Here is a 21,253-nt window from a genome sequence, read left to right on the forward strand (position 1 = left end):
CATGAGACATCGCATTCTCGGCATCGTCTTCATCGCCGTGCTGACCGCGGCGTTGACCGCCTCCGTGCTGCAGTACCGCAAGGCGTTCACGCCGGTCACCTGGGTCACCCTGCAGGCCGGCCGGTCCGGCCTGCAGCTCAGCCCGGGCGCCGACGTCAAGGTCCGCGGGGTCGTCGTCGGCGAGGTGCGCTCGGTCGGCAGCGAGGGCGCGGGCGCGAGCATCCGGCTGGCCCTGGACCCGGCCACCACGCCGCGGATCCCCGCCGACGTCAGTGCGCGGCTGCTGCCCAAGACGCTCTTCGGCGAGCGGTACGTCGAACTCGTGCCGCCAGCCGGCGGCAACGGCGTACCGATCCGTGACGGCGCGGTCATCACCCAGGACCGCAGCCGCACCGCCGTCGAGCTGGAACGCGTCCTCGACGAGGCGCTGCCGCTGCTCCAGGCGGTGCGGCCCGAACAGCTCGCCGCGACGCTGGGCGCGATCGCCACCGCCCTCGACGGACGCGGCGAGCAGCTCGGCGCGAACATCGAGCGGCTCGGTGCGTACCTGCGGCAGCTGAACCCGGCGATGCCGGCCATCGCCGAGGACGTCCGCAAGCTCGCCGTCGTGCTGGACAGCTACGACGCCGCCCTGCCCGACCTGCTCGCCCTGCTGCGGGACGTCACCGTCACCGCCCGCACCGTCACCGACCAACGTGCACAGCTGGCGGCGTTCCTCGCCGACACCACCGACACCGCCGACGCCACCCGCGGCTTCCTCGACCGACACGGCGATCAGATCATCGAGCTCGGCCAGGTGAGCCGCCCGGTGCTGGAACTGCTCGCCACGTACGCCCCCGAGTACCCGTGCCTGATGAGCGGGCTGGTCGCCCTGCAACCCCAGGTCGAGGAGGTCTTCGCCGGCGGGCGGATGCACGTCACCCTGGAGGTCACCCGCGACGGCGGCAGGTACGAGAAGGGCCGCGACGAGCCCGTCTACGGCGCGCACGACGGGCCGCAGTGCCGTGGCCTGCCCCAACCGGGGCGGCCGGCGCCCAGCGTGCCGGTCGCCGACGGTTACGACCACGGCGGCGCCCGCCCGCATGACCCCTTGCCGGTCGGCCTGGCGGCGGCCGTGCCCGCCGCCGGTTCCCCGGCGATGGGCCGGGCCGCCACCGGCGAGGAGCGCGCGCTGGTCAAGCCGCTGGTCGGTGCCGTCACCGGCATCCTGCCCGCGGAGGTCCCCGACATCGCGGTCCTGCTCTGGGGGCCGTTGCTGAGAGGAGGGGTGGTGAACGCGCGATGAGTAACAAGGCCATGGCACCCCTGCTGAAGCTGGTGGTCTTCGCCGCGGTGACCCTGCTGCTGACGGCGCTGCTCGCGCAGACCCTCGGTGCCTTCCCACCGGGCGGGGTCACCTACCGGGCCCGGTTCACCGACGTCACCGGCCTGCTCCCCGGCGACGACGTCCGCGTCGCCGGTGTGCAGGTCGGTCGGGTCCGCGGCATCACGGTGGTCGACGACACGCTCGCCGAGGTGGCCTTCACGGTCACCTCCGACGTTCCGGTGGCCACCAGCGTCCGCGCCAAGATCCGCTACCGCAACCTGGTGGGCCAGCGGTACGTGGCGCTGAGCGAGGGGCCGGGGGAGGGGCGTCCACTGCGGCCTGACGGCCTCATCCCCCTCGGCCAGACGACACCGGCCCTGGACCTCACGGTGCTGTTCAACGGGTTCCGGCCCCTGTTCACGGCGCTCAGTCCCGAGGACGTCAACAAACTCGCCTACGAGATCATCCAGGTGCTGCAGGGCGAGGGCGGCACGGTCAGCAGCCTGCTGCAACGCACCGCGTCGCTGACCAACACCCTCGCCGACCGGGACGCCGTCATCGGGCGGGTCATCACCAACCTCAACGGCGTCCTGGGCACGCTGGCCGACCGGGACCAGAACCTGGACCAGAGCATCAGCCAGCTCCAGCAGTTCGTCTCCGGGCTGTCCGCCGACCGCACGGCCATCGGCGAGTCCCTGGTCAGCATCGGTGAGCTCACCACCGCGACGTCGTCGCTGCTGCGCGACGTACGACCACCGCTCGCCGCGGACGTGCGCGCCCTGGACGAGCTCTCCGGCACCCTCAACCGCAACGCGGCCGTCATCGACGGCACCCTCGGGCGGCTGCCGGAGCGGTACGAGTCCCTGACCCGCGTCGCGTCCTCCGGCTCGTGGTTCAACTTCTACCTCTGCGACTTCGACGGCAACGTGGCGGTGTCGGGCCGGGCACCGCTCGACCTGCCCACCTTCAGCGCCCCGGCCGCCCGATGCGCCGGAGGCAGCCAGTGACACCGTTTCGGGAACGCAACCCGGTGATCGTCGGCACGCTCGGGCTGGCGCTGATCGTCGCCGTGCTGCTGGGCGCCTTCCAGCTCGACCGGCTGGCCGACCTCACCGGACGCGGCTACCAGGCGGCCTTCCACGACGCCAGCGGCCTCGTCACCGGCAACGAGGTGCGGGTCGCCGGGGTGCGGGTCGGCAAGGTGACCGCCGTGGAACTCGCCCGCGACAGCGCGGCGTACGTACGGGTCGGGTTCCGGGTGGACGACGACAGCGTGCGGCTCGGCACCGACACCGGCGCCACGATCAGGATCAAGACGGTGCTCGGCCAGAAGTATCTGGCCCTCTCGCCCGCCGGACCGGGTCGGCTGCGCGAGGGCGGGCAGATCCCCCTCGCCCGCACCGCGGCGCCGTTCGACGTGGTGCAGGCGGTCACCGGGCTGGCCGACACGCTCGACCGGGTCGACACCGACCAGCTCGCCGCCGCCTTCACCACCCTGTCCGAGACCTTCGCCGACACCCCCGGGAGCGTCAACGCCTCCCTGGTCGGCCTTTCCCGGCTCTCCCGGACCGTCGCCGGGCGCGACGCCGAACTGCGGGCTCTGCTCGACCGTGCCCGCCAGGTGACCGCCGTGCTCGCCACCCGGGACGAGGAGTTCCGCGAACTGGTCACCGACGGCGAGGCGCTGCTGAGCGAGGTGAGTCGGCGTCGGGACGCCATCCACAAGCTGCTCGTCGGCACCGACGAACTCGCCACCCAACTGTCCGGCCTGGTCAGCGACAACCGCGCCCAGCTCGCCCCCGCGCTGCAAAAGCTGCGGGAGGTCGTCGCCATTCTGCAACGCAACCGGGACGACCTGGAGAAGACCATCCAGCGGATGGGGCCGTTCGTGACCGCGTTCGCCAACGTGGTGGGCAACGGCCGCTGGTTCGACTCGTACGTCTCCGGTCTGCTCCAGCCGTACCAGCCCACGGGAGGCCGCTGATGCCCGGTCCCATCCAGCGGCGGCGACGGCCGATCGCCGTCACCACCGCACTCCTGGTAGCCGTCGCCGGCGGCGTGGTCGTTCTCCGCGACGGCACACCCACACGGCGGGTCGTCGCCCACTTCACCCGCGCCGTCGGCGTGTACCCCGGATCGGACGTCCGGGTGCTGGGCGTCCGCGTCGGGGAAGTGGTCGCGGTGACCCCGCAGGGCCGCACCGTCCAGGTGACCATGTCCTACGACCCGGGGATCACGGTTCCCGCCGACGCGCAGGCGCTCATCGTGCCGCCCAGCGTGGTCAGCGACCGCTACGTCCAGCTCACTCCCGCCTACGCTGGCGGCGCAGCCCTGGCCGACAGGGCCGAGATCCCGCTGGAGCGGACCGCCGCTCCGATGGAGATCGACGACATCTACCAGGCGCTCGACGACTTCAACCGCACCCTCGGCCCGGAGGGCGCCAACCGCGACGGCGCTCTGTCCGACCTGGTCGCCACCGGCCGCGCCAACCTTGAGGGCAACGGCCAGAACCTGCACGACACCCTCGACGGCCTGTCCCGGGCACTGGCCACCCTCTCTGACGGGCGGCAGGACCTCTTCGGTTCGGTCGCCAACCTGCAGCGCTTCACCACCGCGCTGGCCCGCAGCGACCGGGAGGTGCGCACCTTCAACCAGCAGTTGGCCGACGTCGCCCAACAACTGGCCGGGGAGCGTGACGAACTGGCCGCCGCGCTGCGCAACCTCTCCACCGCGCTGGCCGACGTGACCACGTTCGTGCGGCAGAACCGCGACGCGTTGACGTCCAACGTCGCCGCGCTGGCGGACATCACCGGCATCCTGGTCCGCCAGCAACAGGCCGTCATCGACATCCTCGACGTCGCCCCGCTGGCCCTGAACAACCTCAACCTGGCCTACAACCCGCGTTCCGGCACCCTGGACACCCGCGACAACGTGATGGGTCCCTACGACCCCGCCGGTTTCGCCTGCTCGCTGATAGTGGACCAGCTCCCCGGGGCGCAGGTGCCCGCCAAGTGCCGGGCACTCGCGCAGACCCTGCACTCCCGCGGGCTGCCCATGACCGACCAACTCCGCAAGCTCCTCAAGCTGCCGCCCGGCGCCCCGGCGACCGGCGGGTCCTCACCGGGGAAACCTCCCCTCAGTTCCCCCGGTGCGCCGATCCCCGACCAGGCGCCGGGCGGCCCCGGCATCACCAGCGACCCCACCCTCGGCGGCATCCTGCGGGGTGTGTCATGAGCGCACGCATCCTGCGGACCCTGGCGTGCGCGATCGTGGTGGTGATCCTGCCGGCCGGGTGCGGCCTGCCCGACCTCGCCGACCTGCCGCTGCCCGGCGGCGCCCCCAGGGGCGACGGGTACGCCGTCACCGCCGAGTTCAGCGACGTGCTCGACCTGGTGCCGCAGGCCGCCGTGAAGGTCGACGACGTGACGGTCGGCAGCGTGGAGAAGATCTCCCTGGCCGGCTGGACCGCCCGGGTCACCCTGCGCATCGGCGCAGACGTCCATCTGCCGTCCAACGCGACAGCCGCCGTCCGGCAGAGCAGTCTGCTGGGCGAGAAGTACGTGACGGTCGCGCCGCCGCCCACCGGCGCCGCCGCCGGTCGACTCGCCGACGGTGACCTCATCCCGCTGTCGCGGACCGCTCGCGGTGCCGAGGTGGAGGAGGTCCTCGCCGCCCTCGGGCTGCTGCTCAACGGAGGTGGTCTGGCGCAGCTGAGAACCATCAACCAGGAGCTCGGCGCCGCACTCGACGGACGGGAGCCCGCCGTCCGGGACGCGCTGGACGAGCTGGACACGTTCATTGGCGGGCTGGACAAGCAGAAGGCCGACCTGGTCCGCGCCCTCGACGCCCTGGACCGGCTCAGCGGCCGGCTCGATCGTCAGAAGCAGGTGCTCGGCGATGCCGTGGACTCCCTCGCCCCGGGCCTGACCGTGCTGGCCGGGCAGCGCGCCCAACTGACCCGGGCGCTGACCGCACTGGACCGGTTGGGCGACGTCGGCACCCGGGTGGTCAACCGGAGCCGCGACGACACGCTGGCCGACGTACGGGCGCTGCAACCGATCCTGGAGCAGCTGACACGTGCCGGGAACGACCTGCCGAAGTCGCTGGACTTCATGCTGTCGTTCCCGTTCCCACCCAATGTCACCGGCGCGATCGTCGGCGACTTCGTCAATCTCTCCATGACCGCCGACCTCGACTCGGCGTCGATCCTGGCGAACCTGGTCGCCGCCGCCCCCACCGCGCCGGCCCGTTCGCGCACACCGGCAAAGGGGGCCACCCACGGCGGGGCACCGGCTGCCGGTGGCGCCGCACCGACCGTGCCGCGGCCCGGCGGCGGGTCCCGCCCGCTGCCCGACCTGCCGATCCTCAAGTGCCTGCCCGACCCGCTCAACTTCCCCGCGACCTGGACGCCGCCGAAGGACTGTCTGCTGCCGGAGGGCTGCGTCCTGCTCAAGCCCGGCTCGAAGGTGCCCATCGGCGGGCTGATCCTGCCGAAGGGCCTCGTGCCACCGGGCACGGTCTTTCCCGTCGGGACCGAACTGCCCGCCGGCACGGTCCTGGCGGCACAGTGCATCCTGCCGCTGACCGGCGCGGTGATCGGACAGATCGGTACCCTGCCGGACCTGCTGTCCGAAGGGTTGAAGCCATGATCGGACGTACCGCGAAGGTGCAGGTGCTGGCGTTCCTGCTGGTGAGCGTGCTCGGCGTCAGCTACGTCGGCGTCGGCTACGTCGGGCTGGGCGACCGACTGCTCGGCGGAAGCTACGTCGTCCACCTGGACCTCGCCCGGGCGGGCGGCATCTTCCCCAACGCCCCGGTCACCTACCGTGGCGTGCCCGTCGGCCGGGTCGCCGCGGTCGCCCTGCGCGGTGACGGGGTCCGGGCCGACCTACGGTTGCAGCGCGACGTCCGGGTACCGGACGACCTGCGGGCCGTGGTGGCGCACCGCTCCGCCGTCGGCGAGCAGTACGTGGACCTGCGTCCGGAGCGCGACAGCGGGCCGTACCTCACCGACGGCGCGGTGATCCCGGTCGAGCGGACCGGTGTCCCGCTCGCGCCGGAGGTCCTGCTGAGCAACCTCGACGCCCTGGTGCGCTCCGTCGGGCCGGAGGATCTCACCGTCCTGATCACCGAACTCGGCGCCGCGTTCGAGGGCAACGAGCTGGCCCTGGCCCGGATCCTGAACGACGGGGACGCGCTGCTGACCGATGCGACCACCCGCCTGCCAGAGACCCTCGCGCTGATCAACGACGGGCGAACCGTGCTCACCACCCAGGCCGAGTCGGCGCAGGCGCTGCGCCGGTGGGCGGCGGGCCTTGCCCAGTTGGCGGCCACCGTCCGCGCCGCCGACCCCGACCTGCGGCGGCTGCTCGCCGCCGGGCCTCCCGCCGGTCGGGAACTGGTCGCGTTGCTGCGGGGGCTGGAACCGACGGTCGGCGCCCTGCTCGGCAACCTGGTGACCGTCAACGGCATCGCCGCCCGGCGGCTGCCCGGCATCGAGCAACTGCTGGTGGTGTACCCGATCGCCGTCGCCGGCGGTTTCACCGTCACCCCGGGCGACGGCACCGCCCACCTCGGCCTGGTCCTCAACGTCGACGATCCGCCGTCCTGCGTTTACGGGGGGCGAACCACCTGCGACGCGGGGGAGCGGGCGGCCGGCGCCAGCGTGCGCGGCGCGGCCAACGCCCCCCGACCGGGCGGCCGGGAGCCAGCTCCCGACCCGGGGCGGTCCGGCGGCGCCCCGACCGCCGGGGCCGCGACCGCCGGGTACGACCCGACGACCGGCCTGGTGCTCGGCTCGGACGGCCGGCCGTTGCAGTTCGGCGGCACCGGGGGCCAGTCCCGGACGGCCGGGGACCAGTCGTGGAAGCAGTTGCTGCTGGCCGGGGTGACGCCGTGAGCGACGCGAAGAAGGAGGCGCAGATGCGGGCCCGGAGGGACCACACGCTGAAAGTCATCAAGGGGGCGAAGCCCGGGGCGCCCGGCCGCGCGTCGCAACGCCGGATCGTGCCCCGCCAGTTCCCCCGACCGGTCGAGCCGATCGAGGACCTGCTGAAGCGGCTCGACCAGGAGCCGGTCGAGGACCCGGCGGATGCCGCGGACCCGGCGAGAGGAGACGACCCCGCGAGCGCGGACAGCTCGCCGGAGGACAGCTCGGGCGACCGTCGCACGGGCGAGCGGGCTCCGTCGGCGCCCCGGCGACGGTCGCTGATCACCCTGCTCGTGGCCGTGCTCGCCGCCACGGTCGTGGCCGGCGGCGTGACCGGGCACCGCTGGTACGTCGACCGGGCGACGGACCAGGCCCGGCAGCAGGCCCTCGCCGCCGCCAAACAGGCCAGCGTCAACTTTGTCTCGGTCAGCGCGGCCAGCGTCGACCGGGACATCCAGCGGATCACCGCCGGAGCCACCGGCGACTTCAAGGACGAGTTCACCCGAGGTCAGTCGCAGGTCCGCGCCGCGGTCGTGGAGAACAAGGTCGACTCGCGCGGAACGGTGCTGCGGGCCGGGCTGGTCTCTGGAGATCGCCGTCGAGCGGTCGTACTGGTCGCCGTCGACGCCACCGTCAAGAACATCAAGGCACCCGAGGGACGGCCGTCGCACTACCGGATCCAGCTGGACATCGTCCACGACAAGGCCTCCGGGCGGTGGCTCGTGTCGCGGCTGCAGTTCGTCGGATGAGAGAGGGAGGACACGTGCGTACCCTGGTCCGATTCCCGCGACGGCCGCGCGTTCCTCGGCTGCGCCCCACCCGGATCCGGCTCGTCCCGGCGCTGGTCGTCGCGATCGTGCTCGCGGCCGCCGTCGCCGGCGCCGGCTGGTGGGGCGACCACCGCGCCGAGCGGCGGGACAGCGCCGTACGCCAGGCGCTGGCCACGGCGCCCGCCGCCGCCAAAGCGATCTTCTCCTACGACTACCGCACGTTCGACGACAGCGTCGCCAACGGCCGCGCCTTCGCCACCGGACAGTTCGGCACGGAGTACGAGCAGACCACGACGGCGTTGAAGCAGACCGCGGCCACCCAGCAGGCGATCGTGGCGGCGGAGGTGTCCGCGACGGGCGTGGTGACCGCGACCGCCGAACGGGTCGAGTTGCTCGTCTACCTCAACCAGTACCGGCGCAACGTGAACACGGCCGGGGAGAAGGTCGACCAGAACCGGGTGGTGCTCACCCTGGTCCCGGTGGACGGGGAGTGGAAGGTGGCCAAGGCAGCGGCCATCTGACGTGCGCCGGTGCGGCTGACGTGGGCCGGGGCGGCTCTCGGCGTACCAGGCATCGGTCAAAAACGGTGAAAAGCGTCAAATGGTCGTGATGATCGACCCGGTGGGTCAGTTCCGTCTCCCAGGGTGACTGATGGGCGCTCGACGGGCCGGACCGATACGGGACGTCCTCATGACCTGCTCCTGGCCGGGCAAGGGTTAGGCTTCCTGCCGTGATTGACGTGCAGGGGAGCGGGAGCGACGAGCGGCTGCGTCGCATCGAGGCGGTTACCGACGCCGCGCTGTCCCAGCTCGACGTCAACGACCTTCTGGAAGAGCTGGTTGATCGTATCCGCGAGGTGCTGGGCGTTGACACCGCGGCCATCCTGCTGCTGGACCTGCACGCCCAGCAGTTGGTGACCACCGCGACGAAGGGCCTGGGGGACGACGTCCGCGAAGGTGCGCGGATCCCCGTCGGCAGCGGCTTCGCCGGCCGGATCGCCCAGGAGAAGCAGCCCGTCCTGGTGGAGAACGTCACCGCCGCGGACGACCCGGCTCTGTTCGGTCGCGGAGTCCGCTCGTTGTTGGGTGTGCCGATGTTCGCCGGCGGCGAGCTGATCGGCGTCCTGCATGTCGGCTGCCTGCGGCGGCACCAATTCACCGGTGACGACGTGCAGTTGTTGCAACTCACCGCCGACCGGGCGAGCCTCGCCAGCCGGACCCGGGCCAGTGGCCTCGACCGCAGCGCCGCCCTCGCACTGCAACGAAGCCTGCTACCCACCCACCTGCCCGACGCGCCAGGTGTGGACATGGCAGCCCGCTACGTGCCCGGCCACGACGCCGGCGTCGGCGGCGACTGGTACGACGTGTTCACCCTGCCCTCCGGTTGGCTGGGTGTCGTCATCGGCGACGTGTCCGGGCACGGCCTGCGCTCGGCGGTCGTCATGGGGCGTCTCCGCAGCGCACTGCGCGCCTACGCGCTGGTCTGCGACGACCCGGCCACTGCGTTGACCCTGCTCGACCGCAAGATCCAGCATTTCGAGACCGGCAACCTCGCCACGGTCCTCTACGCCATGATTTCCCCGGACCGCACCGTCATCCGGGTTTCCCTCGCCGGCCACCTGCAACCCGTCCTGGCCGGGCCAGGACACCCCGCCGAGACGCTGCAGATTCCCGTCGATCTTCCCCTGGGTGTCGGCTCACGTCAGCCGGCCCGCCGGTGCACCGACGTCGCGTTCCCCTCCGACGCCCTGCTGATCTGCTACACCGATGGGCTCGTCGAACGCCGCGGCGAGGTCATCGACGTCGGCATCGACCGGCTCTGTGCAGCCGTTGAACCAGGTCTCGCCGAGGAAGTCTGCGCCCGTGTCATGACCACACTCGCCGGCGAGCAGGCCACCGACGACATCGCCCTGCTCGCCATCCACTCGGCCAACAGACGTGTCCCGTGAACGACTCTGACCGGCTGTTCCAGAGCTGTCGCCCATACAGTGCACCTGACCGGTGCCACGCAGGTCCCCGGACTGATCCTGCCGGAGCCGACGCGGCGGCCGGATCACGCACCTCGGAGGCCGCAGCTTGAGTATCTCCGTCGCCACCAGGACCGACAGCTTCGCGCACCCCGCTCTCTTCTACGCCTACCGCGATGACTACCTGGCCGGCACGCTGCCGTTCATCCAGGCCGGCCTCGCCGCCGACGAGCCGGTCATGGTCGCCGTCCCGGGGGACAACCTCGACCACATCCGCGCCGCGCTCGGCACCGACGCGGGCAGGGTGCAGCTGCACGACATGAGCGTGGCCGGGCGCAACCCGGGCCGGATCATTCCGGGTGTCCTGCTCGCCTTCGCCGCCGCCCACGCCGGGAAGCGGGTGCGCATCATCGGCGAACCGATCTGGGCCGGCCGTACCGCGACCGAGTACCCCGCCTGCGCCCAGCACGAGGCACTGATCAACGCCGCGTTCGCCGGCCGGCCGGCCACCATCCTCTGCCCCTACGACACCCGTCACCTGGACCGACGCTGGCTCGACGACGCCCACCGCACCCATCCCGTCGTCCAGCTGGGCAGCGTGGTGCGGGAGAGCCCGCACTACGCCGACCCGGTCGCGGTGGCCGCGGGGTTCAATCTGCCGCTGCAGGACCCGCCCGCCCAGGCGACCACCATCACCATCGACCTGCACGCCCTCTCGGCCATCCGTCGGGTGGTGACCGCCGAGGCCACCGCGGCCGGCCTGCCCCCCGACCGGGTCTCCGACCTCACCCTGGCGGTCAGCGAACTGGCCGCGAACACGATCAAGCACACCGCCGGCGGCGGCACCCTCGCGGTCTGGACCGACGACACCCGGCTGGTCTGCCAGCTCACCGACACCGGGCACATCACGAATCCACTCGCCGGCCGGATCCCGGTGCCGCCGCAGCAGCCCGGCAGCCGCGGGCTCCTCCTGGTCAACCAGCTCTGCGATCTCGTGCGCGTCCACACCGTGCCGGGTGCCACCACGATCCGCCTGCACATGCACCGCTGACGGCCGAGCGACCCGGCAGCCGGAGACCTCAGCCGCGCAGGGTCGTGGACGGCGACTCGCCGAAGCGCACCCGGTAGTCGCCGGCAAAGCGGCCAAGATGGACGAACCCGTGGTGCAGGGCAACGGTCGTCACGGACGCGCCGGGGCCGGCCGCGCGCAGCGCACGGTGGACCGCATCGAGCCGGCATGCGCGCAGGTACGCCGTCGGCGTCGTCTGCAACTCGCGGCGGAAGCAGTCCTGCAGCGTTCGTACGCTCACCCGGAGCGCCTCCGCGACATCCCCGACCGTCAGCGCCTCGCCGTGGTGGTCCGCGATCAGGGCGCAGGCCCGGCGCACGAGGCGCCCGGCGGCCGTGTGGTGTGCCGGCTCGGCGAGCTGGTCGGAATGGGTGTGCCGGTGGGCCAGCAACAACTTGCCGATGAGTCCCTGCTGGAACCGAGCGGCGACCTGAGGGTGGTCGAGCAGGGAGGCGTCCATCGGCTGCGACAGCTCGTCGGCGAGGAAGTCCACACCGCGTGCCCACGCCATCGCGGCGGCCGTGGTCATGGTCATGCCGATGTCGAAGCGGACCGGGCCGTCCACCGGCCGGCCCAGCAGGCGGGCGAGTTCCCGGTCGACGGTGCGCCGGTCGGCGTAGAAGATCCGGTGCGGCGAACCCGCGGACCAGTGCATGTCGGACGCGTCGTAGGGGGAGAGGACGGAGGCGACGTCGGGCGTCGAGGTCACGCTATGGCCGGCGTGCCGCACCATCGTGCTGCCGCTGCGGGGGATCTGCACGAGGTAGAAGGTCTCCAGCGGGCCGGGTTGGATCCGGACCGCCTGGCCGTAGTCGAGGTCGATGACGCCCACGCCTCCCGCGCGACGGGCCGCCATCCGCAGTCGAACGTCGCGGACACCCGCCTGTGGTGTGAGCCGGTGCGGGCAGAAGACGCGACCCACCTCGGCACGAGCGTGCTCGACGTCGTCGGTCCTGACCGTCACGGCATCCATCCGACACCTCCCGGGCGTCCCGCTGCGCTGACCCTAGGACGCGACCCGGGCGGGCAGCACGGGAAAGCCGCCGACCCGACAAGGAACGGCTCGGGTGCCGGCTGCGCGCGGCGGACACACCTCGCGCACGGCGGATAGCGGCCCGTCCGCCGTGCCCGTTAGCGTGCTGACACCGCCAGCGCCTCTGCTGCCGCGGTACCTCGCCAGCGGGTCACACACACTCTCCGGAGGCTGCCATGAGGATCGCCGTCGTCGGCGCTGGATTCGCCGGCCTGAGCGCAGCGAAGGTGCTGCGGCAGAGTGGCTTCGACGTCACCGTGTTCGAGAAGGCGCCCGACGTCGGCGGAGTGTGGAGCCGTACCCGTCGGTATCCCGGCCTTCGTACCCAGAACGACAAGGGCACCTACCACCTCTCCGACCTCCCCATGCCCGCGCACTACCCGCAGTGGCCGACGGGCGAGCAGGTCCAGCAGTACCTGGAAAGCTACGTGGAGATGTTCGGGCTCGACGCTGTCCTGCGTCTCTCCACGGAGGTCGTCTCCGCGGCACTCCTGGACGACGAGACCGGGTGGCTGCTCGCGTCGCGCCCGACGGGTCAGGACCCGGTGACCGTGGAGCGGTACGACCACCTCATCGTCGCCAACGGCATCTTCTCCGATCCTCTCGTCCCGTCCTTCGACGGACGCGAGGACTTCACCGCCGCCGGAGGACGGGTCCTGGCCGCGGGCGATTTCCACGACCTCGCGGCGGCCCGGGGAAAGAACGTCCTCGTCGTCGGCTACGGCAAGTCCTCCTGCGACGTGGCGGTCCCGCTGAGCGACGTCGCCGCCCAGACCCACCTCGTCGCCCGCGAGCTGCTCTGGAAGATGCCCAGGAAGCTCGGCAACTTACTCAACTACAAGTACCTCCTGCTCACCAGGATGGGTGAGGCGCTGTTCCGCTACCTCAGCCTGAAGGGCGTCGAGTGGTTCCTGCACGGTCCGGGAGACGGTCTGCGCCGTACCATGCTCGACAGCGTCGGGTCGGTCGCGACCAGGCAGCTCAAGCTGCGCGAGCTGGGCCTCGTGCCGAACGGCACCTTCCAGGACATCGCCCGCAGCACCGTCAGCCTCGCGACGGAGGGCTTCTTCGAGCGCGTCGCGGACGGCCACATCACCGTCCACCGGGACCGGACGATCAGAGAACTCCTGGTCGACGACGGTCGACCGGCCGCCCGCCTCGACGACGGCACGGTGCTCGCCGCGGACCTGGTGATCTGTGGCACCGGTTTCCGGCAGCACGTTCCGTTCTTCGATGACGCGCTGCACGCCCGGCTCCAGGACGCCGCCGGCAACTTCATGCTCTACCGGCAGATCCTGCCGATCGACGTCCCACGCCTGACCTTCGCCGGCTACAACTCCTCGTTCTTCAGTCCGCTGAGCGCGGAGATGGCCGCGGTCTGGACCGCCGCCCACCTGCGGGGCGGGATCGCACTGCCGCCCCGGGAGCGGATGCGCGAGGAGGTTCGCACGCGGGTGGCCTGGATGGCGGCGCGGACCAGCGGGCGGCACGCCCGGGGCACGAACGTCATCCCGTTCTCGATGCACAACATCGACGAGGTGCTCGATGAGCTGGGGCTCAACCTCGGCCGGTTGGCACGGGCCCGACAGTGGCTGTTGCCCGTCGACCCGCGCTCCTACCGGAGGGTGACGACCCGCATGATCCGGCGTACCGCCGAGGGCCGCGCGACGGACCGGGTCGAACCGACCCCGGCCCCTCGCGCAGCGCGGTGAGGGGGCTGGACCGTCACCGAAGGCGTATTCGCGATAACCGTCAAGGCGGGGTAAATACCGGGATAAAATGCCTCATCACAGATGAGGCTGGACCGGTCGGCGAGGAGGCGCGGGGGCGATGGCGGCGGGGCAGAGCACCGAGCATCGCCACCAGGCTTGGAAGCTGGACGTCCCGGTGCCCGTGCCGGCGGCCCTGGCCGGTAGCTGAACCCCTCCGTGCTGACGGGCGCGGCGTTCCGAGGGCTCGGGGACAGCAGGAGCCCGCAACGGGCAACCGTCCTGGAGTTGCTCTTCGACATCGTCTACGTCTTCGCGCTCGCCCGTCTCGCCGGACGGGTCGCCGACGACCTGACCATCGTCCGGCACTCGCTGCTGTCGGAGGCGGGTCAGACGCTGCTGTTCTTCGCGGCGATGTGGATGATCTGGTCGCTGAACGCCCTGATGGCGAGCACCTACGACCCGCGCCGAACCGACATCCAGATCCTCCTGCTCGCGACGATGTTCGGCACGCTGGTGTTGTCGGTCACCCTGCCCCAGGCGTTCGGGCAGCGCGGTGTGATCTTCGCGTGCGCGTACGTCCTCATTCAGGTCGGCCGCCCGCTCTACCTGACGTGGGCCCTGCGAGGCCATCCGATACGGGAGGTCTCGGCCCGGGTGCTGAGCTGGCACGCGGTGTCCGGCGTGCTGTGGATCGGCGGCGGCATCAGCGGAGGGCTCGGCCGCGGCGTCTTCTGGACCGTCGCCCTCTCCATCGAGGTCGTCGGGGCGGCCACCAACTGGCCCGCCCTCGGGATTGCCGGGGCACGCCGCAACGCCCTGTCCGGGGTCTCCTACATGCACCTCGCCGAGCGGTACAACCAGTTCTTCATGATCGCGCTCGCCGAGGTGGTGCTCGAAGCCGGCCTCACCATCAGTTTCCCGGGCTTCTCGACCCTGCGGACCATCACCCTTGTCGCCGCGTTCGTGGCGGTGGTGGCGTTCTGGCGGATCTACTTCTACCACGCGGGCCCGGGTCGGGACACGACCGCCAGCTCGGCCGGGGAGGGGATGCAACTGTCCCGGTGGGCGAGCTTCAGCCTGCTGCTCATCGTCGGCGGCATCATCTGCCTCGCGGTCGGCTTCGGACAGATCATGGAGGACCCGGATCCGCCGATCGACTGGGCCCTGGTGGTCGTCATCTTCGGCGGCCCGGCGCTGTTCCTGATCGGGCGGACCTACCTGGAGCAACTGTCCCGCACCGGGGCGCGCTGCCGGGTGCTGTTGCTCGGGGCGCTGGCGCTGGTCGTGGCCGCGCCGCCGATGGTGTTCCTTCCGCCGATCGCGGCGGTTGTCACCGCCGGGTCGATCCTGGCCGGGATCGCCATCTCCGACGGGTTCGCCCACCGGCGCGGACCGGAAACCAATCCGCAGCTGTAGCCGGCCTCGGGGTACACCTCTCCGCGCGGGCACGGCAGCCCGAGCGCGTCTTGCCGCCGGCGAGAACCTCGGATAGGTTCTGGGGCACGCCGTCGAGCCGGGAGGAGGTCAGAACAATGTCCGATGTTCTGCGCCCCCTCCGCGCCCCGGCGTCCACGCGGATCTGACCCGGGGCGCTCGCTTTCCGGAGGATCAACCTATGACCGACCTGGTCATCCGTCCGCTCGTCGCGGGCGAGGAACACATGTTCGACTCCATGCCCGATCCGCTGCCCCAACTGCGCAAGGTCGGCTACGCCGACGGGATCGCCGGCGGCGGCTACCGACCCGAGACCACCTGGGTCGCCCTCCGAAGCGGCCGGGTGGTCGCCCGGGCGGCCTGGCTCCTTCCGCCGGGTGCCGTCGGTGCGCCCTGGTTGGAGCGGTTCGACCTGGACGCCGAGCCGGAGGTGGGCGCGGCACTGCTGCGCGCCGCCCACGAGGCGCTGGGCGGTCCCGGCCTGTACTTCGCCGCCATGCCGGCGCACTGGCGGCGGCGGCCCGAGGTGCTGGCCGTGGTGGAGGCGCCGATGGCGGCGGCTCGGCTCGCCGGGCTGGTCGAGCGGGGGGAGCGGCTGAGATGCTCCTGGACGGGCACGCCGTTGCCGGCCACCTCCGGGCGGTACGCCTTCCGCCCGGCCGCCGACCCGACCGAGATCAACGCACTGGTCGCCCGGATCGCCGAGCCGGACGTGCTGACCGGTGTGGAGATAGCGCGGGCGGTCGGCGGCGTCGACCTGGCCACCGACCCGCTGGCCTGGCTGCGGGGTCCGGCGGGGGACTGGCGGGTCGCGCTGGACGACGGCGTGCCGGTCGGGCTTGTCGGACCAGCGGGCGACGCCTGTTACCCGCTCATCGCCTACCTCGGTCTGCTCGACGAGGCCGTCCGGAGTGAGCTGCTGGTCGAGGCGGTCCGGGTGCTGGCAGCCGGTGGCGCGCGGGAGGTGATCGCCGACGTGGACGCCCACCGGGTGGCGGTGCTGGCGGAGTTGGAACGGACCGGGTTCCGACAGCTGCGCTCGCGGGTCCTCTTCGCGCCGGCGACCGGCACGCCGCCCGATCCGGCGGTCGCCGCCGCCGGCCGCCTGGGCTGACCGACCGGGGGTACGCCCTGGCGCCACCAGGGCGTACCCCTACCCACCGCCGCATCGACCGAACGGCCGGTGGGAGGATCTGGCCGTGTCCAAGATCGTTGTCAACCCCTGCCACCAGGCCTGACGTCGATGGACCTGTTCGGTGGGCACCACACCTTCCTCGACTACTGGGTCGCGCTCATCGGCGACGGGCTGACGCTCGTCGTGGCGGCAGTCGTCGGGCGCCTTCTCTGGCCGTCGCGCCGCCGTGAGCCGCGTAGCGCGCCCGCGGACGCGCTCGACTTCGCCGCCGCCACCCGCGTCGCCGAGACCATCGTCTCGGCCGAGGCCGCGGATCCGCTGCTCCGGCCGGAGTCGCGCAGCCGGTTGCTGAGCCACGGCTCCCGTACCGACCGGGCGGTGCTGCTGCTGCACGGATACACCCACGCGCCGGACCAGTTCGACGAGATGGCCGAGGAGCTCTTCGCCCGTGGTTACAACGTCTGGGTTCCGCGCGCTCCCCACCACGGCACGGTGGACCGGCGGGCCCATCATCAGGTCGAGGCCGGTGACCTGACCGCGTACGCCGCCGAGGCGCTGACCGTCGCGGCGGGTCTCGGGGACGAGGTCGGTGTCGTGGGGATCTCCGGCGGCGGGGTTCTGGCCGCCTGGTTGGCCCAGGTCCGCGGCGACGTCGTGCGGCGTCTGCTGCTGCTGTCGCCGTTCTTCGGCCCTGACCCGCGTCAGGCGCCGGCGTTCGCCGTCAAGCCGCTCATCCTGCTGTACGGGCGCCGCATCCTGCCCGACCGTGTCACCTCGCGCGGCTACTCCCTGTCCGCGGTCGCGCAGTACCTGGCGATCGCGCGCGATTTCCCGCGCCCACCACGACGGACCGGTCTGCTGACCGCGGCGGTCGCGATCAGTCCCCTCGACGGGGTGGTGGACCGGCGTGCGGCGGTGACGGTGCCGGCCCGGATCGCCGAGGCGAACGCGATCCCACTGCGGGTCTGCGAACTGCCGGAGTCGTTGGGCGTCCGCCACGACGTGCTGGACCTCGGCGCGCTCGGCACCGACGGATCCGACCTGCGCCGGCGGTACGTCGCGCTGTACGAGGGAGACCCGGTGCCGACGTCCGGACTCGCCCGGACGACCGGCGCGGCCGAGTAGCCGTCGGACGACGGCGGCACTGGGCGCCTGCTGGCCCACGGTCGTGGGGACACGCTGGAAAAACCGGCCGGCGAGGTCGCGTCTGGGCCTTGTTCAACTCCCAGCCCGTTGCCGCTCCAGGCCGTCGAGGAGGGCCTGGAGACCGAACTCGAAGGCCCGGTCGGGAGCGGCGGCATAGGTGGCCGCCGCCGGGGTCTCCAGGCGCGCGCGCAGGCGGGGATAGCGCATGGCGATCTCCTGGGCCCTGGTCATGGCGTCCTGGAACTGTTCCTCGGCGGTGGTGTCGTCCCGGGCGAGTTTCCGGGTGAGCGAGGCGGTCGCGGCGGCGCCGGCCGCGTTGCCGAGGGCGTAGGTGAAGACCGTGGAGGCGGCCTGGTCGGCCTGGGCGCCGCGGAAGCCGGCGGCCTCGTAGACGGCGAGCGTGTGGTCGTCGTGCCGTGCCTTGCCCTCCCCGTAGAGGACGTGTGCGGCGAAGGCCTGCACCAGCCAGGGGTGCCGGGTGAACATCTCGTACAGGTCGACGGCCATGGCGGTGGCCGCGGTCCGCCAGTCGACCGCGTCCAGGTCGGGCAGCGTGAGCTCGCCCCACACCCGGTCGGTGGCGAGAAGCACGAGGTTGTCCTTGTTCTTGACGTGCCAGTACATGGCCGTGGCAGCCGAGTCGAGGCGTTTGCCCAGGGCGCGCATGTTCAGGCCTTCGAGGCCCTCGTCGTCGAGGAGTTCGACGGCGGTGCGGACGATCTGGTCTCGGGTGAGGGTGTCGCGTGCCATGCCCCTCACGGTACGCACCCGCTTGCACAAAGTTCAACGACCGTCTTGCACATTGTTCAATTCGTCCGCTACCGTCATCACCGCCAGCTACTTGAACAATGTGCAACTCAAGGGAGACCCTCGTGAACACCCTCGCCGCCGTGATGCAACTGCTCGTCGCCGCAGCCTTCGTCAGCATCCCGCTGGTCCGTCACCGCTTCGGCCCGGTCGCGAAGGCCGCCGCGGAGGCCGAGCTCCGCCGCCAGAACGTCCGCCCGGGGATCCTGGAGGAGAACAGGCTCCGGTTCGACGCCGGTGGCCACGAGACCGCCGCCCCGGTGGCCGTCGCCGCGGTGATGACCGCCACCGCGGCCCTGAACCTCGCCGGCGCCGACCCGGCCCAGCTGCTGACCTGGATCTTCTCCTCGCTGGTCGTGCTGATGAACGTGGTGATCGTCTACAGCAACCGCACCGCCGTGAAGTCCGTCCAGGCCGCCTTCCGCCGCAAGGGCGACCCGGAGCTGACCCGCATCCAGGTCGAGCCCTTCCTCGCGGCCGCCGAGGGCGCCTTCCCGCGCTGGGTGCGCGCCCAGACCTACCTCCGCAACGCGGTGGTGTTCGCCGGCTCCGCCGTCGCCCTGGTCGCCGTCTCCGTCGTCTGACCCTTCGCTCCCGATCCTGCGGCGGCGAGCCGGCGGGTGCACGCAACGGGGCCTTCGCGGCGATGCTGTCGCCGCGAAGGCCCTGTGCCATTGTCGTGCTCCGTCAGTTGACGGGCGGGGTGGCGCCGTTGAACACCGGCGGGGCGTATCCCGCTGGCTTGTCGCCGATGCCGAGGCCGGGGCTCACGACCCAGGACTGGTACTGCGGGGTGAACATCCCGTAGGGCATCCCGACCTGCGGTGCGCTGGCCTCCTCGAGCCGGCGACGCGCGTCCGCCGGGATCTCGAAGTCGAGCGCGCCGAGGTTGCTGTCCAGCTGCTCCGGGCTGCTCGCCCCGATGACCACCGAGGCGACCGCCGGCTGGGTCGCCACCCAGTTGATCGCGACCTGGGCCATGCTGTGGCCCAGCTCCGCCGCCACCTCCTCGAGCGCCTCGATCACCTGCCAGTCTCTGGGGTTGATCTCTCGACCCGGGGCGTCGGGATTGGTCAACCGGCCGGTCCCGCTCATGCCCTCGCCGGTCCGCCGGTACTTGCCGCTGAGCAGACCGCCGCCGATCGGGCTCCACGCCGTGAGGCCCATGCCGAGGGTCTGGGCCATCGACACGTACTCCGCCTCGATGTCGCGCGCGACCAGGGAGTACGGAAGCTGCACGGTGATCATCGGGGCCAGCCCGCGCGCCTCGGCGTAGCTCTGCGCCCGTGCCGCGTACCAGGCCGGTACGTCGGAGAGCCCGGCGTACCGGATCTTGCCGGCGCGTACCAGGTCGTCGAGGGTGTGCACGACCTCCTCGACCGGTGTGATCCGGTCCCAGGTGTGCAGCAGGTGCAGGTCGATGTAGTCGGTGCCGAGCCGGCGCAGCGAGGCCTCCACGGCCCGCACGATGTGCTTGCGACCGTTGCCGCTGGCGTTCGGGTCGGTCGGGTCGATGGTGTTGGTGGCCTTGCTGGTGAGCACGAGCCGATCCCGGACACCGGCCCGGTCGATCAGGCGGCCGAGGATGCGTTCGCTCTCACCGGCGGTGTAGAAGTCCGCCGTGTCGATGAGGTTCCCGCCCGCCTCCAGGTAACGGCGGAAGATCGGTTCCGCCTCCTCCTCGGTCCTGCCGTACGCGGCGTGGAACCCGTCCACGCCGAAGTTCATCGTGCCCAGCGCCAGTCGGCTCACCCGCAGACCGGACCGCCCGAGCAGGTAGTACTGGTTCATCGTTGCGTCCTTCCGATCGCTCGCCGGCCCGGAGCGGACCGCGTGGCCCAGACTTTTGCTCGGCAAAAATGGACCCGCAAGTCCAAAGAGCGAGCTACGGTTGAACCGCCAGGTCCAGACGAGGAGGCGGTGACGGAGGTTTCATGACGCGCGCGTTGACCCGCAAGGGCGAGGCGACCCGGGCGCGGATCGTCGCCGGCGCCGCCGCCGAGATCCGCGAGCGCGGCGTCGACGAGACACGCCTCGAGGACGTGATGGCCCGCACCGGCACCAGCAAGGGCCAGCTCTTCCACTACTTCCCGGAGGGCAAGGACGAGCTGCTGCTCGCCGTGGCCCAGCACGAGGCCGACCAGGTGCTCATCGACCAGGAGCCGATGCTCAGCAACCTGACGTCCTGGCCGGCGTGGCTGGCATGGCGCGACCGGCTCATCGAGCGCTACCTCGCGCAGGGCGTGAAGTGCCCGCTCAACGGTCTGCTCGGCCAGGCGGGCCGGCGTGGGCCGGGCGCGCAGGCGGTGGTGGCCGGGCTTATGCGGCGCTGGCAGAAGGCGATCACCGAGGGCATCCGGCACATGCAGTCGACCGGGGACATCGCCCCCGAGGTCGACGCCGACCGTGCCGCCGCGGCGCTGCTGGCCGGCATCCAGGGCGGCGTCCTGCTGCTGCTCGCCACCGGGAAGATCGATCACCTTGAGGCCGCCCTGGACCTCACCATCGATTCCCTGCGGGCGGGTTCCCGCACCGCCTGACCGTGTCAGGATCTCCTTTGCGGCCGCACGGGTGCTGGCCCGGAGAGGGGTGGTCGACCATGTCGGTGGGAATGATCGCAGCGCTGCTGGGCGGTTCGATCCTGCTCTTCGCCGCGCTGCTGCTGACGATCATCAGCGTGTTGGGACGCCGTGCGCGGTCTGGGCGGCGGGCGGGCCGGTACACGTCGAGGCCGGGCAACTCGTCGGACAACAGCTCGTCGAGCATGGGCGGAGGGTGAGGTCGTGCCGCGCCACACCGAGAGCTGAGCGTCCGCGCTGAGCTATCCTTTCGCCCGAGTTGTTGGAGATCGGAGCAAGCGTGGCAGGTGACGACGACATCTCCGGGTGAGAGCCCGGACCGGCCGCCGACGGGCGCGTGATCGCGCTGCCGTCGCCGCGGCCTCTG

At 71.8% G+C, this 21,253-nt stretch carries 20 protein-coding genes; 17 read left to right on the forward strand and 3 right to left on the reverse strand.

The features are described 5' to 3' along the window. Position 1 precedes the first annotated feature (1 nt). The 10 genes from ABZU69_RS28820 to ABZU69_RS28865 all read left to right on the forward strand — a co-directional run bounded on the left by ABZU69_RS28820 (position 2) and on the right by ABZU69_RS28865 (position 11,022). The gene (locus ABZU69_RS28820) at positions 2–1,285 is read left to right on the forward strand and encodes an MCE family protein (protein WP_354967445.1); all 1,284 of its coding nucleotides are present in this window, start codon (positions 2–4) and stop codon (positions 1,283–1,285) included. Next, positions 1,282–2,313: an MCE family protein gene (locus ABZU69_RS28825; protein WP_354967446.1), complete on the forward strand. Its 1,032-nt coding sequence runs from the start codon at positions 1,282–1,284 to the stop codon at positions 2,311–2,313. Before ABZU69_RS28820 ends, ABZU69_RS28825 begins: the two co-directional genes overlap by 4 nt. Continuing rightward, the gene (locus tag ABZU69_RS28830; protein ID WP_354967447.1) at positions 2,310–3,290 is read left to right on the forward strand and encodes an MCE family protein; all 981 of its coding nucleotides are present in this window, start codon (positions 2,310–2,312) and stop codon (positions 3,288–3,290) included. The genes ABZU69_RS28825 and ABZU69_RS28830 overlap by 4 nt, the downstream gene beginning before the upstream one ends. After that, positions 3,290–4,540 carry an MCE family protein gene (locus ABZU69_RS28835; protein ID WP_354967448.1) on the forward strand — a complete coding sequence of 417 codons (1,251 nt, stop codon included), beginning with the start codon at positions 3,290–3,292 and terminating at the stop codon, positions 4,538–4,540. Before ABZU69_RS28830 ends, ABZU69_RS28835 begins: the two co-directional genes overlap by 1 nt. After that, positions 4,537–5,955 carry an MCE family protein gene (locus ABZU69_RS28840; RefSeq protein WP_354967449.1) on the forward strand — a complete coding sequence of 473 codons (1,419 nt, stop codon included), beginning with the start codon at positions 4,537–4,539 and terminating at the stop codon, positions 5,953–5,955. Before ABZU69_RS28835 ends, ABZU69_RS28840 begins: the two co-directional genes overlap by 4 nt. Beyond that, a complete protein-coding gene (locus tag ABZU69_RS28845; RefSeq protein WP_354967450.1) occupies positions 5,952–7,205 on the forward strand; it encodes an MlaD family protein in 1,254 nt (417 codons plus the stop codon). Before ABZU69_RS28840 ends, ABZU69_RS28845 begins: the two co-directional genes overlap by 4 nt. Beyond that, entirely contained in the window at positions 7,202–7,984 is a 783-nt protein-coding gene (locus tag ABZU69_RS28850; RefSeq protein ID WP_354967451.1) for a hypothetical protein, read from the forward strand. The genes ABZU69_RS28845 and ABZU69_RS28850 overlap by 4 nt, the downstream gene beginning before the upstream one ends. Before the next feature lie 14 nt (positions 7,985–7,998). Beyond that, positions 7,999–8,526 (forward strand): hypothetical protein, encoded by a 528-nt coding sequence (locus tag ABZU69_RS28855; protein ID WP_354967452.1) that lies wholly within the window; start codon positions 7,999–8,001, stop codon positions 8,524–8,526. A gap of 209 nt (positions 8,527–8,735) precedes the next feature. After that, positions 8,736–9,953 (forward strand): GAF domain-containing SpoIIE family protein phosphatase, encoded by a 1,218-nt coding sequence (locus tag ABZU69_RS28860; protein ID WP_354967453.1) that lies wholly within the window; start codon positions 8,736–8,738, stop codon positions 9,951–9,953. A 127-nt stretch (positions 9,954–10,080) separates the two neighbouring features. After that, entirely contained in the window at positions 10,081–11,022 is a 942-nt protein-coding gene (locus ABZU69_RS28865) for a sensor histidine kinase (RefSeq protein ID WP_354967454.1), read from the forward strand. A gap of 28 nt (positions 11,023–11,050) precedes the next feature. Here ABZU69_RS28865 and ABZU69_RS28870 read toward each other — a convergent pair whose 3' ends face one another. Further along, on the reverse strand, positions 11,051–12,004 hold the full coding sequence (locus ABZU69_RS28870; protein ID WP_354967455.1) for an AraC family transcriptional regulator: 954 nt from the start codon (positions 12,002–12,004) through the stop codon (positions 11,051–11,053). Positions 12,005–12,249: 245 nt separating this feature from the next. On the opposite strand from ABZU69_RS28870, the gene ABZU69_RS28875 reads away from it, so the two are divergent. The 4 genes from ABZU69_RS28875 to ABZU69_RS28890 all read left to right on the forward strand — a co-directional run bounded on the left by ABZU69_RS28875 (position 12,250) and on the right by ABZU69_RS28890 (position 17,479). Continuing rightward, complete coding sequence (locus ABZU69_RS28875) at positions 12,250–13,785, forward strand: NAD(P)/FAD-dependent oxidoreductase (protein ID WP_354967456.1); 1,536 nt, start codon at positions 12,250–12,252, stop codon at positions 13,783–13,785. Positions 13,786–14,001: 216 nt separating this feature from the next. Next, entirely contained in the window at positions 14,002–15,201 is a 1,200-nt protein-coding gene (locus tag ABZU69_RS28880; protein WP_354967457.1) for a low temperature requirement protein A, read from the forward strand. Positions 15,202–15,400: 199 nt separating this feature from the next. Next, on the forward strand, positions 15,401–16,333 hold the full coding sequence (locus ABZU69_RS28885) for an acetyltransferase (protein WP_354967458.1): 933 nt from the start codon (positions 15,401–15,403) through the stop codon (positions 16,331–16,333). Between the two features lie 129 nt (positions 16,334–16,462). After that, complete coding sequence (locus ABZU69_RS28890) at positions 16,463–17,479, forward strand: alpha/beta fold hydrolase (protein WP_354967459.1); 1,017 nt, start codon at positions 16,463–16,465, stop codon at positions 17,477–17,479. Between the two features lie 93 nt (positions 17,480–17,572). Here ABZU69_RS28890 and ABZU69_RS28895 read toward each other — a convergent pair whose 3' ends face one another. Then, positions 17,573–18,250 (reverse strand): TetR/AcrR family transcriptional regulator C-terminal domain-containing protein, encoded by a 678-nt coding sequence (locus tag ABZU69_RS28895; RefSeq protein WP_354967460.1) that lies wholly within the window; start codon positions 18,248–18,250, stop codon positions 17,573–17,575. Between the two features lie 122 nt (positions 18,251–18,372). On the opposite strand from ABZU69_RS28895, the gene ABZU69_RS28900 reads away from it, so the two are divergent. Next, the gene (locus tag ABZU69_RS28900) at positions 18,373–18,891 is read left to right on the forward strand and encodes a hypothetical protein (protein WP_354967461.1); all 519 of its coding nucleotides are present in this window, start codon (positions 18,373–18,375) and stop codon (positions 18,889–18,891) included. Between the two features lie 103 nt (positions 18,892–18,994). Here the strand turns inward: ABZU69_RS28900 and ABZU69_RS28905 are convergent, their stop codons facing one another. Continuing rightward, positions 18,995–20,098, reverse strand: coding sequence for an aldo/keto reductase (locus ABZU69_RS28905; protein WP_354967462.1), 1,104 nt, complete (start codon positions 20,096–20,098; stop codon positions 18,995–18,997). A gap of 143 nt (positions 20,099–20,241) precedes the next feature. On the opposite strand from ABZU69_RS28905, the gene ABZU69_RS28910 reads away from it, so the two are divergent. Both ABZU69_RS28910 and ABZU69_RS28915 read left to right on the forward strand, forming a co-directional pair. Next, positions 20,242–20,847, forward strand: a complete 606-nt coding sequence (locus ABZU69_RS28910) for a TetR/AcrR family transcriptional regulator (RefSeq protein WP_354967463.1) — start codon at positions 20,242–20,244, stop codon at positions 20,845–20,847. Positions 20,848–20,906: 59 nt separating this feature from the next. Beyond that, positions 20,907–21,086 carry a hypothetical protein gene (locus ABZU69_RS28915; RefSeq protein WP_354967464.1) on the forward strand — a complete coding sequence of 60 codons (180 nt, stop codon included), beginning with the start codon at positions 20,907–20,909 and terminating at the stop codon, positions 21,084–21,086. The last annotated feature ends 167 nt before the right edge of the window (positions 21,087–21,253 follow it).

The organism is Micromonospora sp. NPDC005206, from assembly GCF_040608175.1.
In the GTDB taxonomy this organism is placed as follows: Bacteria; Actinomycetota; Actinomycetes; order Mycobacteriales; family Micromonosporaceae; genus Micromonospora.

Bases quoted from the DNA above. Each gene is read 5' to 3' on its own strand.
- ABZU69_RS28820 (WP_354967445.1), top strand. From the start codon at position 2: ATGAGACATCGCATTCTCGGCATCGTCTTCATCGCCGTGCTGACCGCG.
- ABZU69_RS28825 (WP_354967446.1), top strand. From the start codon at position 1,282: ATGAGTAACAAGGCCATGGCACCCCTGCTGAAGCTGGTGGTCTTCGCC.
- ABZU69_RS28835 (WP_354967448.1), top strand. From the start codon at position 3,290: ATGCCCGGTCCCATCCAGCGGCGGCGACGGCCGATCGCCGTCACCACC.
- ABZU69_RS28840 (WP_354967449.1), top strand. From the start codon at position 4,537: ATGAGCGCACGCATCCTGCGGACCCTGGCGTGCGCGATCGTGGTGGTG.
- ABZU69_RS28845 (WP_354967450.1), top strand. From the start codon at position 5,952: ATGATCGGACGTACCGCGAAGGTGCAGGTGCTGGCGTTCCTGCTGGTG.
- ABZU69_RS28875 (WP_354967456.1), top strand. From the start codon at position 12,250: ATGAGGATCGCCGTCGTCGGCGCTGGATTCGCCGGCCTGAGCGCAGCG.
- ABZU69_RS28885 (WP_354967458.1), top strand. From the start codon at position 15,401: ATGACCGACCTGGTCATCCGTCCGCTCGTCGCGGGCGAGGAACACATG.
- ABZU69_RS28890 (WP_354967459.1), top strand. From the start codon at position 16,463: ATGGACCTGTTCGGTGGGCACCACACCTTCCTCGACTACTGGGTCGCG.
- ABZU69_RS28895 (WP_354967460.1), bottom strand. From the start codon at position 18,250: ATGGCACGCGACACCCTCACCCGAGACCAGATCGTCCGCACCGCCGTC.
- ABZU69_RS28905 (WP_354967462.1), bottom strand. From the start codon at position 20,098: ATGAACCAGTACTACCTGCTCGGGCGGTCCGGTCTGCGGGTGAGCCGA.
- ABZU69_RS28910 (WP_354967463.1), top strand. From the start codon at position 20,242: ATGACGCGCGCGTTGACCCGCAAGGGCGAGGCGACCCGGGCGCGGATC.
- ABZU69_RS28915 (WP_354967464.1), top strand. From the start codon at position 20,907: ATGTCGGTGGGAATGATCGCAGCGCTGCTGGGCGGTTCGATCCTGCTC.